The sequence below is a fragment of the Tatumella sp. JGM91 genome, assembly GCF_018257575.1.
In the GTDB taxonomy this organism is placed as follows: Bacteria; Pseudomonadota; Gammaproteobacteria; order Enterobacterales; family Enterobacteriaceae; genus Tatumella; species Tatumella punctata.
In genome coordinates, this window is the sequence record NZ_JAERJP010000020.1 from 1 (window position 1) to 14,125 (window position 14,125).

Sequence of the window (14,125 nt, forward strand, 5' to 3'; positions counted from 1 at the left end):
GTGGATGCGCATTATAGGGAGTTAATTTTTTCTGGCAAGGGTTTATTTTAAATTAATTACTGACTGGCGGGTTTTTATGCTTATCGCCGTAAAAACCCACAAACCAGGCCCCTGAGGCAGCAAAAGCGGACATTAAATGTCCGCTTTTGCTGGTAAACAACATCCTGATTACTGATGTGCGACTATTTTTCCGTCACTGACATCCATTTCGATGATTTTTCCCGGCACTAAATCTCCGGACAATATCTGTTGTGCCAGCGGGTTTTCTATTTCCTGCTGTATTGCCCTTTTCAGTGGACGCGCACCATATACCGGATCGAACCCGGTCTGTCCCAGCAGTTTCAGAGCATCATCCGAGATATGCAACTGATAGCCACGCTCCTCAAGACGATGGTACAAACGTTGCAACTGAATCCGGGCAATTGAAGCGATATGTTCTGCCCCCAGCGGATGGAAGACCACCAGTTCATCTATACGGTTGATAAACTCCGGACGGAAATGGTGTCCGACAACACTCATTACCAGTGCTTTCATCTCGCCGTAGTCCAGTTCACCAAACCGTTCCTGAATTAAATCAGAGCCCAGATTAGAGGTCATGATGATAACCGCATTACGGAAATCAACAGTGCGCCCTTGTCCGTCAGTCAGGCGTCCGTCATCCAGCACCTGTAACAGAATGTTGAATACATCCGGATGCGCCTTCTCAACTTCGTCGAGTAAGATAACTGAATACGGACGACGTCTGACGGCTTCGGTCAGGTAGCCGCCTTCTTCGTAACCGACATAACCCGGAGGTGCCCCCACCAGCCTGGAGACCGAGTGTTTTTCCATAAACTCGGACATATCGATACGCACCATGGCTTCATCACTGTCAAACAGAAAATCAGCCAGTGCTTTACACAATTCTGTTTTACCTACCCCTGTCGGGCCGAGAAACAGGAAAGAACCTACCGGCCGGTTCGGATCTGCCAGTCCGGCACGGCTACGACGGATAGCATTAGACACAGCTTCGACGGCTTCATTTTGTCCGATGACACGACTGTGTAACGACTCTTCCATCCGCAACAGTTTATCCCTTTCTCCTTCCATCATCCTTGCCACCGGGATACCGGTCCAGCGGGCCAGTACATCTGCAATTTCAACGTCAGTTACGCGGTTACGTAACATTTTCATTGATTTGCCTTCGGCCTGAGTGGCTGCTGCCAGCTGTTTTTCCAGATCAGGTATTTTGCCGTACTGTAATTCTGACATTTCCGCCAGGTCACCCGTACGACGAGCCTGTTCCAGAGTGATACGTGCCTGCTCCAGTTCAGCTTTAATATTCTGAGTACCGCTTAATGAGGCTTTTTCTGCTTTCCATTCTTCATCAAGCTCAGCATATTCACGTTCTTTCTGGCTGAGTTCCGTCTCCAGCATTTCCAGCCGTTTTACACTGGCATCATCTGATTCTTTCTTCAGTGCCTGCTGTTCCAGTTTTAGCTGGATAATACGACGTTCCAGCCGATCGAGTGATTCAGGTTTAGAATCAATCTGCATACGAATGCTTGACGCGGCTTCATCAATAAGGTCAATGGCTTTATCTGGCAGCTGACGATCAGCGATATAGCGGTGCGACAGATTCGCCGCTGCAACAATTGCCGGATCGGTAATTTGTACGTGGTGATGTAATTCATAACGTTCTTTCAGGCCACGCAGAATCGCAATGGTGTCTTCAACTGTCGGCTCAGCGACCAGTACTTTCTGGAAACGACGCTCCAGTGCGGCATCCTTTTCTATATATTGACGATACTCATCCAGGGTAGTCGCGCCAACACAATGCAGCTCACCTCTTGCCAGGGCTGGTTTAAGCATATTACCGGCATCCATCGCACCATCGGCTTTACCGGCCCCAACCATAGTATGCAGTTCATCAATAAACAGGATGACGTTACCTTCCTGTTTTGACAGATCATTGAGGACACCTTTCAGCCGTTCTTCAAATTCCCCGCGGAATTTTGCCCCGGCCACCAGCGCCCCCATATCCAGAGCCAGTACCCGGCGCCCTTTCAGGCCCTCAGGAACTTCGCCATTAATAATTCGCTGGGCCAGTCCTTCAACAATCGCTGTTTTACCGACCCCGGGTTCACCGATTAATACCGGGTTGTTTTTAGTACGCCGTTGCAGTACCTGAATGGTTCGACGAATTTCTTCATCACGGCCTATCACCGGATCCAGTTTGCCCTGCTCTGCCCGTTCGGTCAGATCGATAGTATACTTTTGTAATGCCTGCCGTTGATCCTCGGCACCTTGTTCATTCACTTTTTCGCCCCCACGCAACTGATCTATCGCACTGGTAAGTTTTTCACCGGTCGCCCCTGTTGATTTTAGTATATCAGCCAGAGATCCGCGTGATTCCAAAGCAGCAAGTACAAAGAGTTCAGATGAAATAAAACTGTCACCGCGTTTCTGCGCCAGTTTGTCGCACACATTCAGGACGCGAATTAAATCCGCAGAAGGCTGAACATCACCATCGCTGCCTTCCACCTGTGGGAGCTGTTTAATCGCCCCGGTGATCTTCTCCTGCATTGCCGCAACATCCAGCCCGGCAGAGGAGAGTAAAGGACGCACCGATCCGCCTTCCTGAGACAGTAATGCACTCATAAGGTGGAGAGGTTCGATAAATTGGTTGTCGTTACCGAGCGCTAATGACTGAGCATCAGCCAGTGCTAATTGAAATTTATTGGTCAGACGATCCAGACGCATAATTCCTCCTGTTAAAGGTCAAAATGCTACAGGAGATTAAATGAGGCCAATCCCTCAGATATTCAAGTTTAATGACCCGGAAAACAAAGAAAAATTAATACGGGCTGGATCGTCCAGCGGCTAAGACTATATCAGCCACACCAAAGTTGCCATACGTCCGGTGATACTCTCTCTGCGATAAGAGAAAAAATCTTCACTTTGCTGATAGGTACAACGCCCGCCGCCCGAAACAGCAGTCACTCCGGCGCGGTTTAATCGCTGAGTAGCAAGTAACCAGAGGTCAGCCATAAATTTATGATTACGCGGACGGAAAGCCTGTCCGGCGGCTTTATCCACCGTCACAAAAGCATCGCGAACTTCAGGCCCTACTTCAAAAGCCTGCTGACTGATCGCCGGGCCCATCCAGGCAAGAATCTCAGACGGCGGGCAGTCAAACCCGTCCACTGTTTTTTCCAGCACACCATCGCACAAGCCACGCCATCCGGCATGGGCCGCGGCGACCTGGCGGCCATCCCTCGAACAGAAGATCACCGGCAGACAGTCAGCGGTCATTACCGCACACACCTGACCGGCGACTGTTGTCCGGCAGGCATCAGCAGTCATCGATTCTTCCGGGCCTGCGGGTAGCGAGACTACCCTGCTGCCATGCACCTGTGTCAGCCAGACAGGCATCGCGGGTAACCCGGCAATCTGGCACAACTGTCGGCGGTTGCTTTCAACATGTTGCGGATCATCCGCAACATGCGCTCCCAGATTAAAGCTGCTCCAGGGGCCCTGGCTGAATCCGCCAGTACGGGTTGTGGAGCAAGCTCTGACATTGGCCGGGGCCGGCCAGTCCGGGATAATCAATGAACTCATAACCAGTCCATTTCATCTTTATGTAATTCGGTGTCGGCTTTCATTGCTTCAATCAGTTCCACCATATCCTCAGGCAATGCCGCATGCCACTCCATCTGAATACCGGTTATCGGATGGTATAAACGCAGCATGGTGGCATGCAGGGCCTGCCGGTCAAATTTCCGTAATACGGAAATAAAGTCGTCAGATGCTCCTTTGGGTGGCCGCGGGCGTCCGCCATATAATTGATCACCAACCAGCGGGTGGCTCAGATGTGCCATATGGACACGGATCTGGTGAGTTCGTCCCGTTTCAAGCCGCAGGCGTAAGCGAGTATAAGCACGAAAATGCTCCATAATGCGGTAATGGGTCACCGCTGGCTTACCCATCGGATGCACACTCATATGAGTACGCTTAGTCGGGTGGCGGGAAATCGGTTCATCGACCAAACCACCAGCCGTCATTGTACCAATCGCCACCGCTTCATATTCACGGGTGATTTCACGACGTTGCAGGCAGTCAACCAGATGTTTCTGTGCCTGTACCGTTTTTGCCACGACCATCAGCCCGGTGGTGTCTTTATCCAGTCGATGGACAATTCCGGCACGCGGTACGTCGGCAATCGCCGGATAATGATACAGTAAGGCATTAAGTACCGTGCCATCCGGATTGCCCGCTCCCGGGTGTACCACTAGACCTCGCGGCTTATTGATAACTAAAATATCATCATCCTCGTAAACAATATCGAGTGCGATATCCTGAGGTTCCCAGCGGGCCTCTTCTTCAATTTCGGCATCAATGTTTACCTGCTCGCCACCAAAAACTTTTTCTTTCGGGATCGTTGCTGTCACCCCGTTAAGGGTTACCCGTCCCTGCAAAATCCAGTCTTTTATGCGAGAACGTGAATAATCAGGGAACAATTCCGCCAAAGACTGATCTAAGCGTTGTCCAAGTTGCGCTTCGGAGACTGTCGCGGTGAGTTGTACTTGTTGTGCCATATAAGCTTCTTTCGTTAACGTTGGGTTTTCACGGCAAAGCCGTTTACTATAATGTGCTATCTTAGCTGATCATCACCGGAAGCTTCACAGAAAGCTTCTGCTAAAACTTTGAGGATAATCATTTCGTCATGACGCGTATGAAACATCTGGTGGCCGTTGCCACTCTGGGCCTGGCATTGGTGGGATGTTCCGGCTCTAAAGACATCGTCCCGGACAACCCACCGTCAGTTATCTATGCAACTGCCCAGCAAAAATTGCAGGACGGGAACTTTAAAGCAGCGATTACCCAGTTGGAAGCTCTGGATAATCGTTATCCGTTCGGGCCTTACTCCCAGCAGGTACAGCTTGATCTGATCTACGCTTATTATAAAAATGGTGATATGCCAATGGCACAGGCAACCATTATCCGCTATATGCGTCTGAATCCGACCAGCCCGAATATTGACTATGTCCTGTATATGAAAGGCCTGACGGACATGTCACTGGATGAATCAGCGTTGCAGCATTTCTTCGGAATCGATCGTTCTGACAGAGACCCGAGTAATGCACGCCAGGCGTTTACTGATTTTTCTCAGTTATTACAAAACTACCCGCAAAGTCAGTATGCGGCCGATGCAAGGCAACGGATGGTGGCTTTGAAAGACCGCCTGGCAAAATATGAACTCTCTGTGGCGCAATTCTATACCAAACGTGGTGCCTATGTCGCGGTTGTTAACCGTGTAGAGGGTATGCTCAGTAATTATCCTGATACCCGGGCTACTCATCAGGCACTGCCTCTGATGGAAAATGCTTACCGTCAAATGCAGATGAATACTGAAGCCGCTAAAGTGGCTAAACTGATCGCCGATAACCGCAGTAAATAACGACTGTCTGAATCTGATTCAGCACAGGCCGTCATCAGACTAATGCTTGTCAGTTAAGCCTTTAAGAACGCCGCTGCGGATAACGCGGCGGCTTCTTTTTTTCCGCCTGCAGATAATCGCTCTGCCGATGTCCGGGTAACACGAAATTTTCAGCCATCGCTCTGAGGTAGCATTTTTACGGCAGACAACAGGTCAGCTGAATTTCTCTGCCATTTTCTCAAAACCACCGCTTTGACAAAAAGTGACTTTATTTTGTGATGCAGATCACATTATTGTTAGCACAAGCCGTTATTCTGGTAGTCAACCTATGGTAACGAGAGAGGTAAGTGCGATGATCATTAATATCACCAGCAAACAAATGGAAATTACCGACGCTATCCGCAACCATGTTGAAGAGCGTATTACCAAACTTGAGAAATGGCAGACACCGTTGATCAACCCGCATATCGTACTCTCGAAAGAACCTAAAGAATTTGTCGCAGATGCGACCATTAATACCCCTAATGGTCCACTGGTCGCGACCGGCCGTCACCAGGATATGTACGCGGCTATCAATGAACTTATTAATAAACTGGAACGCCAGTTGAATAAAGTTCAGCATAAAGGTGAAGCACGAAGAGCTTCAGCCAGTGTAAAAGATATTATTCCTGCCGAATAATCCTTGTGATTGATGACGCGCCTTCGGGCGCGTTTTTAGTTGACGCATCCCGCAGCAAAAGCTACTCTCGGACTCTGTCAGTTAAGGAATATCACATGCAGACTACCCTGTTTTTCTTCTCATTCTTTTTTAGCCTAATCGCTCCCGGGAGATGATTCGTCCTGTAAGAATGAATGAGAAGACGAACAGAAAAGCCTCCCCCAGGGAGGCTTTTTTATTGGGACTAAAATAACAGGATACAGGTGACAATGATGAGTGCCGACCACTCTTTAGAGCATTTGCGGGACAAAATCAGCCAGCTGGATAATCAGCTGCTGGCATTACTGGCCGAACGACGGGATGTTGCAGTCGCAGTCGGTAACTTTAAACTGGCAACCCACCGGCCGGTCCGCGATGCAGAAAGAGAAAAACAGCTGCTTGAATTATTGATTAATAAAGGTAAAAAGCTATCGTTAGACAGCCATTTTGTCACCCGTGTATTTCAGCTGATTATTGAAGAGTCGGTCCTGACTCAGCAGGCATTATTGCAAAAAGCGCTCAATCAGCCTCAGGAAAACAGTGCCAGGATCGCTTTCCTCGGACCTAAAGGTTCGTATTCACACCTCGCTGCCCGCCAGTATGCATCACGGCACTTCGCCCACCTGACCGAGATTGGTTGCAGTAAATTTCAGGATATTTTACAACAGGTGGATTCCGGTCTGGCGGATTATGCCGTGCTGCCACTGGAGAACACCAGTTCAGGGTCGATTAATGATGTCTATGACCTGCTACAACATACCCGGTTACATATTGTCGGAGAAATGACCCAGCCGATTGATCACTGCGTATTAGTCCCTGCAGAAACATCACTGGACGACATCACTACAGTGTACAGCCATCCACAGCCTTTCCAGCAATGCAGTCAGTTTCTGAACCGCTACCCTCATTGGAAAATTGAGTACACAGAAAGTACCGCGGCTGCAATGGAAAAAGTCGCGGCCATGCAGGATAAAGGTGCTGTGGCTCTGGGCAGTGAGGCCGGCGGTAAACTCTATAATCTGCAGGTACTGGAACGTAATCTGGCCAATCAGCAGCAAAATATCACCCGCTTTATTATCCTGGCACGTAAACCGGTTCGCGTATCCGAGCAGGTCCCTGCAAAAACGACCTTACTGATGGCTACGGGGCAACAGTCGGGAGCTCTGGTCGATGCGCTGCTGGTACTGAGAAAACAGGGGCTGATTATGACAAAACTGGAGTCCCGTCCTATTCACGGGAATCCGTGGGAAGAGATGTTTTACCTCGATATTCAGGCCAACGTTCATTCGGCAGCAATGAAACAGGCGATTGAAGAGCTGACGGCACTGACCCGTTTTATTAAGGTTCTGGGCTGTTACCCGGGAGAGGATGTTATTCCCGTCTCCGCAGGCTGACAGCAATTACGGGCACCGGAAAGGTGCCCGTGAAAGATCATCCGCAAATATTATTGGCGATTATCATTCGCCGAACGTAACAGTCCGCGACTTTCGGCAAGAAACGAATCAGCGTAGTCACCAAACCAGTGTTTAATCCCCCGGAAGCTTTCAATAAATGCAGCTTTATCCCCGCTTTCCAGCAGACTTATCGCCTCACCAAACCGCATATAATAACGTTTGATTAATGCCAGATTTGATTCCGAAGACATAATAATATCCGCATATAACTGGGGATCCTGAGCAAATAAGCGCCCCACCATTGCCAGTTCGAGACGATAGATAGGTGATGACAAGGCCAGTAACTGAGCAAGATCGATATTTTCTTCCGCTAAGTGCAACCCATAGGCAAAGGTCGCAAAATGACGTAACGCCTGAATAAAGGCCATATTCTGGTCATGTTCCACGGCACTGGTGCGATGTAAACGTGCCCCCCATACCTGAATTTGTTCAAGCAGCCACTGGTAAGCTTCCGGCTGCCGTCCGTCACACCATACCACCACCTGTTTTGCCAGGCTTCCGCTGTCCGGGCCAAACATCGGATGAAGTCCGAGTACCGGTCCCGGATGCGCAGCCAGCATCGCCTGTAATGGTTTATTTTTGATCGACGAGAGATCCAGCAGAATACAGTTTTCCGGTAACGGTGGCAGCTGATTAATCACCTGCTCAGTCAGATGGATAGGTACACTGATGATCACCATCCCTGCACCGGCAAGCAGCTGTTCAGCCTGTCCCCAGTCATCTTTGTCCAGTGAGCGAACCTGATACCCTGACAAGGTCAGCATTTTGCTGAATAGCTGCCCCATCTGGCCATTTCCTCCGACAATCACTACCGGCCCCAAATCAGGCTTCAGTGTTTTAAATCCTTTATCATTTTCACTGGAGTAGGATTCACGCATCACCCGGCGCAAAACGTCTTCAATCAGATCGGCAGGAACCCCAAGCTGTTCAGCTTCCTTACGCCGCGAAGCCAGCATACTGGCTTCACGTTCAGGGACATAAATGGGTAGCCCGTAACGACTTTTTACTTCACCAACTTCTGCAACCAGTTCAAGACGCTTCGCCAGTAATTCCAGCAGTGCTTTATCTGTTTCATCAATTTTATCGCGTAGCGCGGTCAGCTCTGCCACCATGACTTATAACACCTCTGTTGAGGTCTGCCGCGCAAAGCACATATCCTGATGGATATCGCGTAGCAGATTCTCTGTCGTTTCCCAGCTAATACAGGCATCGGTCACCGAGACGCCGTAACGCATTTCAGAACGTGGCTGTTCGGATGACTGATTCCCTTCATAAATATTACTTTCCAGCATTAATCCAATAACAGAACGGTTGCCGTCTTTGATTTGTGCCATCGCTGACTCTGCTACCGCTGCCTGACGGCGGAAATCTTTACTGGAATTGCCATGACTGCAATCTATCATCAATGAAGGTTTCAATCCTGCCTTCTGCATTTCTTTTTCACAGGCAGCAACGTCTGTCGGGCTGTAATTCGGGGTTTTTCCGCCACGCAAAATCACATGACCATCCGGGTTACCACGGGTCTGTAGTAAACTGACCTGCCCCGCCTGATTGATCCCCATAAAGCGATGGGGCATAGCTGCGGCACGTAATGCATTAATCGCAGTACTCAGGCTGCCATCGGTACCGTTTTTAAAGCCAACGGGTAAGGATAAGCCGGATGCCATTTCACGGTGAGTCTGGGATTCTGTGGTGCGGGCTCCGATAGCTGCCCAGCTGAAAAGATCCCCCAGATATTGTGGCGAATTAGGATCCAGCGCTTCAGTGGCCAGAGGCAGCCCCATCGCTACTAATTTCACCAGCAGTTCGCGGGCAATATGTAACCCCTGTTCAACATCAAAAGATCCGTCCATATGCGGATCATTAATCAGACCCTTCCAGCCGACTGTCGTACGTGGTTTTTCAAAATAAACACGCATCACCAGGCAAAGACTGTCGCTGTATTTATCCGCCAGCACTTTATAACGACGGGCATATTCGAGAGCTGCCTCAGGATCATGAATCGAGCATGGTCCGCACACCACCAGCAAACGACGATCTTTTCCCGAAATAATGTCAGAGATAACCCGGCGGGATTCAGCAACCTGTAATGCCTGCTGTTCTGTGAGCGGAAAGCGGGCTTTCAGCTGTTGCGGGGTAATCATTATCTGTTCATCAGTAATATGTACGTTATTCAGTGCATCTTTGTGCATGGTTAGGATCCTGTTGATATGGCCGCTGACAGTCTGATTATATTTACTGCTCGACAGACTATCACAATAAGTAAAGTATTCAATCCATATGGTGTACACTTATGTTTACAAAAATCAATTTAAAGCCTTAATCTCACTCTTAATGTAAACATTTGATTACACCAATCCTGGATAAACTACTGAAGTTATTAGTGTTCGATAAATAAGAGTAAAAAGCCTGGCGGTGTTGTTTTCTGCTAACGGGAATGACAATAGGCCGGGGTTCCGGGCGCAAGAAAACTATACATAGAAATAAACAGCCCCAGGCTATCCGCAGACTTTCCTGACGGGGATATCGGGAAATGAATGGCTGCGAACTTTTTGTTATGTCTCTATTTCTGAACCTTGCTGATGGCCGAACCCGGCCTTTTTAGTACAGGTTCCGCGTGGCTGATGTCTCTCTGATCGTAGCGGGAATTACCGAAGGATGACAGACAGCACCTTTCCCCGCGCAGCAAAAACGGGACAGGTTAGCGAAGATTAAACGTACTGATGACAGGAACAAAGGGCGTTGCAGACACCGGACAGCTGGCTGAGCAGTACTGAACCTGTTCTTGTTCTGCAACGATCAAAGTATGCGCGGGCAGGTCTCTGGCAACTTTAGCGCCGGAGACCTGCCTGCGTACCCTGTGTTCTAAGGATGAAAAGCATTATTTAAAATAATTGAGGTAATCACCCCGGTCGCGACCGCCACCAGCACATAATTACCATCAATATAGGACCAGCGGTGACCATGGGGTGGTTCCGGTAACCCGCGCCGTTGCCAGTCATCTACACGGTAGTCTGGCCCGCGGAAATCATGGGGAACATAGCCTCCCCGCTCAAAATGATGTCCCTGCCAGGCAAAAGAGTCTCTTTCATCAGGGCCTGGTCCATGCCGGTGTGGTCCGCCATGAGGGCCCGCTGGCCCGTAGTCACCGCCTCTCCATCCGCGGCCATCATGATCATGATATCCGTCGCCGGGTGGTCCGCGGTGATCATAGTCATCCGCACTGGCAGATACAGAAGATATTGCCGCAAAAAGTAGCAGTGCTGAGGTCACTAAGACCTTCCGTGATTTAGCCATCTTTTCCTCCGGAAATTGATATTGCCTGTGCTCATCCGTCAGTGCGACAAAGCACCATTGAGAATGATTGAAGTAATTATTCCGGTCGCTGCGGCCATCAATACATAATTACCGTTGATATTGGCCCAGTAATGACCCTGTGGCGGCTGATTTAATCCGCGGGCACGCCAGTCATTCACACGGTATTGCGGTCCGCGGTAATTTTGCGGCATCTCATGGCCTCTGCGGAAATCGTTACCATGAAAAGCAAAACGCTCAGCCTGCCGGTGACGGGGCGATCCGCCGCCGTGTTCCCCTGCCTGCTGAGACCGGTACTGACCATTATCCGGACGCTGTCCCGGCCCGTTCCCCTGCTGTTGTCTGTTATCCGGACGCTGTTGAGACATATTGCCCTGATGCTGTGGCCCGTTCTCCTGCTGTCGGGGGACAAACTGACCTCCCTGCTGATCGCCGGGAGCTGCCATTGCGGATGAAATCATAACCCCATCGGTGAGCAGTACTGTGGTTAATAAAGCAATAGTGATACGTTTCATTGTTATGTTCCTCACAGGAAATATGCCGGTAATTATGCTGAAGCCCTGTGAGCATGTTATGGGGATTATTCCTGGTTTAATTTTCAGGAGTGTGAACAGGCATTACATCGATGAGTTTTCTTAACGTAATCTTTACTCTGCCGCCATTAACTGACCAGCCACAGACGACAGCGTAAGAATAAAACAACATCGTAAGAAGAAGTGGTGAATAACCGGGGATAGTAATTTCTGCCAGAAATCGCCGGCAGCCCTCTCCCTGCCCCTGAGGACAGGGAGAGCTGTGCAGATTATTTACGCAATGTATCCTCTCCCCAGGCAACCCATTTATAGGTTGTCAGGGCTTCCAGGCCCATCGGGCCACGGGCATGGAGTTTCTGGGTACTTACCGCCACTTCGGCCCCCAGACCAAACTGACCTCCGTCAGTAAACCTTGTACTGGCATTGACATATACCGCTGAAGAATCGACCTTATTGACAAACTGATTGGCATTTTTCAGGCTGCGGCTGAGAATACCGTCTGAATGCTGGGTCCCGTGCTCACGGATATGGCTGACGGCCTGGTCGAGTGAAGAAACCTGTTTGACATTCAGATCCAGGGACAACCATTCATCATCATATTCTGCAGCTCTGACCCGCTGTACGTCCGGCTGAAACTTGCGGATTTCCGGCAAAATATTTTCGTCAGCATGCAGAGTGATCTGCTCAGCAGCCATACGCTGGCAGAAACGCGGTAAAAATTCGGTAACAATATCCTGGTGGATAAGCAGGGTTTCCAGTGAGTTACAGGCACTTGGTCGCTGTTTTTTAGCATTAACAATAATCTCCAGCGCTGCGTCAGTCTCCATTGTTTCATCAACATACAGATGACAAACCCCGATGCCGCCGGTGATCACCGGGATCGTCGACTGTTCACGACAGAGTTTATGTAACCCGGCACCGCCCCGCGGGATCAGCATATCAATATAACGATCCATCTTCAGCATTTCGCTGACCAACTGACGATCCGGATTCTCGATCGCCTGGATAGCAGCTTCAGGGATATCATGGGCCGCCAGTGCTTTCTGAATCACTTTTACGGTCATGGCATTGGTCCGGAAGGTTTCTTTTCCTCCGCGTAAAATAACCGCATTCCCCGTTTTCAGACACAGAGAAGCAACGTCTACCGTTACATTCGGCCGGGCCTCATAAATTACTCCGATCACCCCTAAAGGTACCCGCCGGCGCTCAATGCGCAGACCACTGTCCAGTAAACCACCATCGATTAACTGACCCACCGGATCCTTCAAATGACATACCTGGCGGACATCATCAGCAATCCCTTTTAGCCGTTCAGAGGTAAGGGTCAGACGATCCAGTAAGGCTTCCCCCATACCATTTTCTCTTGCCCGCGCAACATCTTCGCCATTCGCCGCCAAAATAGCAGAAGACTCATGTTCCAGCATACTGGCTATTGTCAGCAGTACCTGATTTTTTTGTTCTGTTGTTAAAACAGATAGCTGATAAGAGGCTGCCCGCGCGGCTTTACCCATAGTTTCCAGCATAACAACTCCTTAACTGACAATCATATCGTCGCGGTGAACCGCAACCGGACCGTATTCATACCCCAGTATTTCACTGATTTGCTGACTATGATGACCAGCAATCATCCGCAACGCATCACTGTTATAGCGTGAAACACCGTGAGCGATATCCCGCCCCTGCAGGCTGCGGATAGAAATAACTTCCCCCCGGGAAAAATCGCCCTGAATCTGGCAAATACCTTTGGGCAACAGTGAACTGCCGCGCTCCAGTAATGCATTCAGTGCACCGTCATCAATGGTAATAGTACCTGCAGGAGGTGCGCCGAAGATCCAGTGCTTACGGTTTTCAAGCCGGTTTTTCTGAGCGTGGAACAGGGTACCGGCAGGCTGACCGTTAAGAATATTGTTGATTAATACCGGCTGGCTGCCACTGGCAATAATCACATCAATCCCGGCGCGACAGGCTACATCAGCCGCCTGCAGCTTGGTTGCCATTCCTCCGGTCCCCAGGCCGGAAACACTTCCGCCGGCGATCATTCTTAATTCATCATCAATAACATGCACATCGCTAATCAGCTGTGCCTCAGGGTTATTTCTTGGATCAGCGGTGAACAATCCCTGCTGGTCTGTCAGCAACAGTAATTTATCTGCGCCGGAGAGTATGGCCGCCAGCGCCGATAAATTATCATTATCACCGACTTTAATTTCTGCCGTTGCAACGGCATCATTTTCGTTGATCACCGGAATAATGCGGTTATCCAGTAATGCATGCAGCATATCTCTGGCATTCAGGAAACGCTCCCGGTCTTCCATATCGGCACGGGTAAGCAGCATCTGACCGACATGTAAGCCGTAAATAGCAAATAACTGTTCCCATACCTGAATCAGCTGACTCTGTCCGACGGAAGCCAGCAGCTGTTTAGAGGCGATAGTGGGGGGCAGTTCGGGGTAATCCAGATGCTCACGTCCTGCCGCAATAGCGCCGGACGTCACAATCACTATCCGGTGTCCGGCATCAATAGCCTGCGCGCATTGCCGTACCAGCTCCAAGATATGTGCACGATCTAACCGGCGTGAACCGCCGGTTAGTACACTGGTCCCCAACTTGACCACCAGGGTCTGACTGCCACTCATAAGTCCTGCCACCTAACCAATAAACAAACCTTCCTTTTAGCAGGTGTCGCACAGGAATCCAACCTTTTATC

General features: G+C 49.8%; 12 protein-coding genes and 1 other annotated feature. Of the genes, 3 read left to right on the forward strand and 9 right to left on the reverse strand.

What is annotated here, in order from left to right; all coding sequences use genetic code 11:
* Positions 1-168: 168 nt before the first annotated feature.
* From clpB to rluD, 3 genes are all read right to left on the reverse strand, one after another.
* Entirely contained in the window at positions 169-2,742 is a 2,574-nt protein-coding gene (clpB, locus tag JK198_RS13270) for an ATP-dependent chaperone ClpB (protein ID WP_212708766.1), read from the reverse strand.
* Between the two features lie 126 nt (positions 2,743-2,868).
* Complete coding sequence (gene yfiH / locus JK198_RS13275; protein ID WP_212710736.1) at positions 2,869-3,600, reverse strand: purine nucleoside phosphorylase YfiH; 732 nt, start codon at positions 3,598-3,600, stop codon at positions 2,869-2,871.
* Complete coding sequence (gene rluD / locus JK198_RS13280) at positions 3,597-4,577, reverse strand: 23S rRNA pseudouridine(1911/1915/1917) synthase RluD (protein ID WP_212708768.1); 981 nt, start codon at positions 4,575-4,577, stop codon at positions 3,597-3,599. Before rluD ends, yfiH begins: the two co-directional genes overlap by 4 nt.
* 128 nt (positions 4,578-4,705) lie before the next feature.
* On the opposite strand from rluD, the gene bamD reads away from it, so the two are divergent.
* The 3 genes from bamD to pheA all read left to right on the forward strand — a co-directional run bounded on the left by bamD (position 4,706) and on the right by pheA (position 7,510).
* On the forward strand, positions 4,706-5,440 hold the full coding sequence (gene bamD / locus JK198_RS13285; protein WP_212708769.1) for an outer membrane protein assembly factor BamD: 735 nt from the start codon (positions 4,706-4,708) through the stop codon (positions 5,438-5,440).
* Between the two features lie 331 nt (positions 5,441-5,771).
* The gene (gene raiA / locus JK198_RS13290) at positions 5,772-6,098 is read left to right on the forward strand and encodes a ribosome-associated translation inhibitor RaiA (protein ID WP_212708816.1); all 327 of its coding nucleotides are present in this window, start codon (positions 5,772-5,774) and stop codon (positions 6,096-6,098) included.
* Positions 6,099-6,192: 94 nt separating this feature from the next.
* Positions 6,193-6,317: a sequence feature (Phe leader region), on the forward strand.
* Positions 6,318-6,349: 32 nt separating this feature from the next.
* The gene (gene pheA / locus JK198_RS13295) at positions 6,350-7,510 is read left to right on the forward strand and encodes a bifunctional chorismate mutase/prephenate dehydratase (RefSeq protein WP_212708817.1); all 1,161 of its coding nucleotides are present in this window, start codon (positions 6,350-6,352) and stop codon (positions 7,508-7,510) included.
* Between the two features lie 50 nt (positions 7,511-7,560).
* On the opposite strand, the gene tyrA is transcribed toward pheA, so the two are convergent.
* The 6 genes from tyrA to proB form a co-directional block, all read right to left on the reverse strand.
* Positions 7,561-8,682, reverse strand: coding sequence for a bifunctional chorismate mutase/prephenate dehydrogenase (tyrA, locus tag JK198_RS13300; protein ID WP_212708770.1), 1,122 nt, complete (start codon positions 8,680-8,682; stop codon positions 7,561-7,563).
* A 3-nt stretch (positions 8,683-8,685) separates the two neighbouring features.
* Positions 8,686-9,762 carry a 3-deoxy-7-phosphoheptulonate synthase gene (locus JK198_RS13305; RefSeq protein WP_212708771.1) on the reverse strand — a complete coding sequence of 359 codons (1,077 nt, stop codon included), beginning with the start codon at positions 9,760-9,762 and terminating at the stop codon, positions 8,686-8,688.
* A gap of 673 nt (positions 9,763-10,435) precedes the next feature.
* Positions 10,436-10,867, reverse strand: coding sequence for an RcnB family protein (locus JK198_RS13310; protein WP_212708772.1), 432 nt, complete (start codon positions 10,865-10,867; stop codon positions 10,436-10,438).
* Between the two features lie 38 nt (positions 10,868-10,905).
* Complete coding sequence (locus JK198_RS13315) at positions 10,906-11,400, reverse strand: RcnB family protein (protein ID WP_212708773.1); 495 nt, start codon at positions 11,398-11,400, stop codon at positions 10,906-10,908.
* Between the two features lie 287 nt (positions 11,401-11,687).
* On the reverse strand, positions 11,688-12,941 hold the full coding sequence (gene proA, locus JK198_RS13320; RefSeq protein WP_212708774.1) for a glutamate-5-semialdehyde dehydrogenase: 1,254 nt from the start codon (positions 12,939-12,941) through the stop codon (positions 11,688-11,690).
* A 9-nt stretch (positions 12,942-12,950) separates the two neighbouring features.
* Positions 12,951-14,054 (reverse strand): glutamate 5-kinase, encoded by a 1,104-nt coding sequence (proB, locus tag JK198_RS13325; protein WP_212708775.1) that lies wholly within the window; start codon positions 14,052-14,054, stop codon positions 12,951-12,953.
* Positions 14,055-14,125 lie beyond the last annotated feature (71 nt).

Coding starts and splice junctions, on each gene's coding strand:
- clpB (WP_212708766.1), bottom strand. CDS start 2,742: ATGCGTCTGGATCGTCTGACCAATAAATTTCAATTAGCACTGGCTGAT.
- yfiH (WP_212710736.1), bottom strand. CDS start 3,600: ATGAGTTCATTGATTATCCCGGACTGGCCGGCCCCGGCCAATGTCAGA.
- rluD (WP_212708768.1), bottom strand. CDS start 4,577: ATGGCACAACAAGTACAACTCACCGCGACAGTCTCCGAAGCGCAACTT.
- bamD (WP_212708769.1), top strand. CDS start 4,706: ATGACGCGTATGAAACATCTGGTGGCCGTTGCCACTCTGGGCCTGGCA.
- raiA (WP_212708816.1), top strand. CDS start 5,772: ATGATCATTAATATCACCAGCAAACAAATGGAAATTACCGACGCTATC.
- pheA (WP_212708817.1), top strand. CDS start 6,350: ATGAGTGCCGACCACTCTTTAGAGCATTTGCGGGACAAAATCAGCCAG.
- tyrA (WP_212708770.1), bottom strand. CDS start 8,682: ATGGTGGCAGAGCTGACCGCGCTACGCGATAAAATTGATGAAACAGAT.
- JK198_RS13305 (WP_212708771.1), bottom strand. CDS start 9,762: ATGCACAAAGATGCACTGAATAACGTACATATTACTGATGAACAGATA.
- JK198_RS13310 (WP_212708772.1), bottom strand. CDS start 10,867: ATGGCTAAATCACGGAAGGTCTTAGTGACCTCAGCACTGCTACTTTTT.
- JK198_RS13315 (WP_212708773.1), bottom strand. CDS start 11,400: ATGAAACGTATCACTATTGCTTTATTAACCACAGTACTGCTCACCGAT.
- proA (WP_212708774.1), bottom strand. CDS start 12,941: ATGCTGGAAACTATGGGTAAAGCCGCGCGGGCAGCCTCTTATCAGCTA.
- proB (WP_212708775.1), bottom strand. CDS start 14,054: ATGAGTGGCAGTCAGACCCTGGTGGTCAAGTTGGGGACCAGTGTACTA.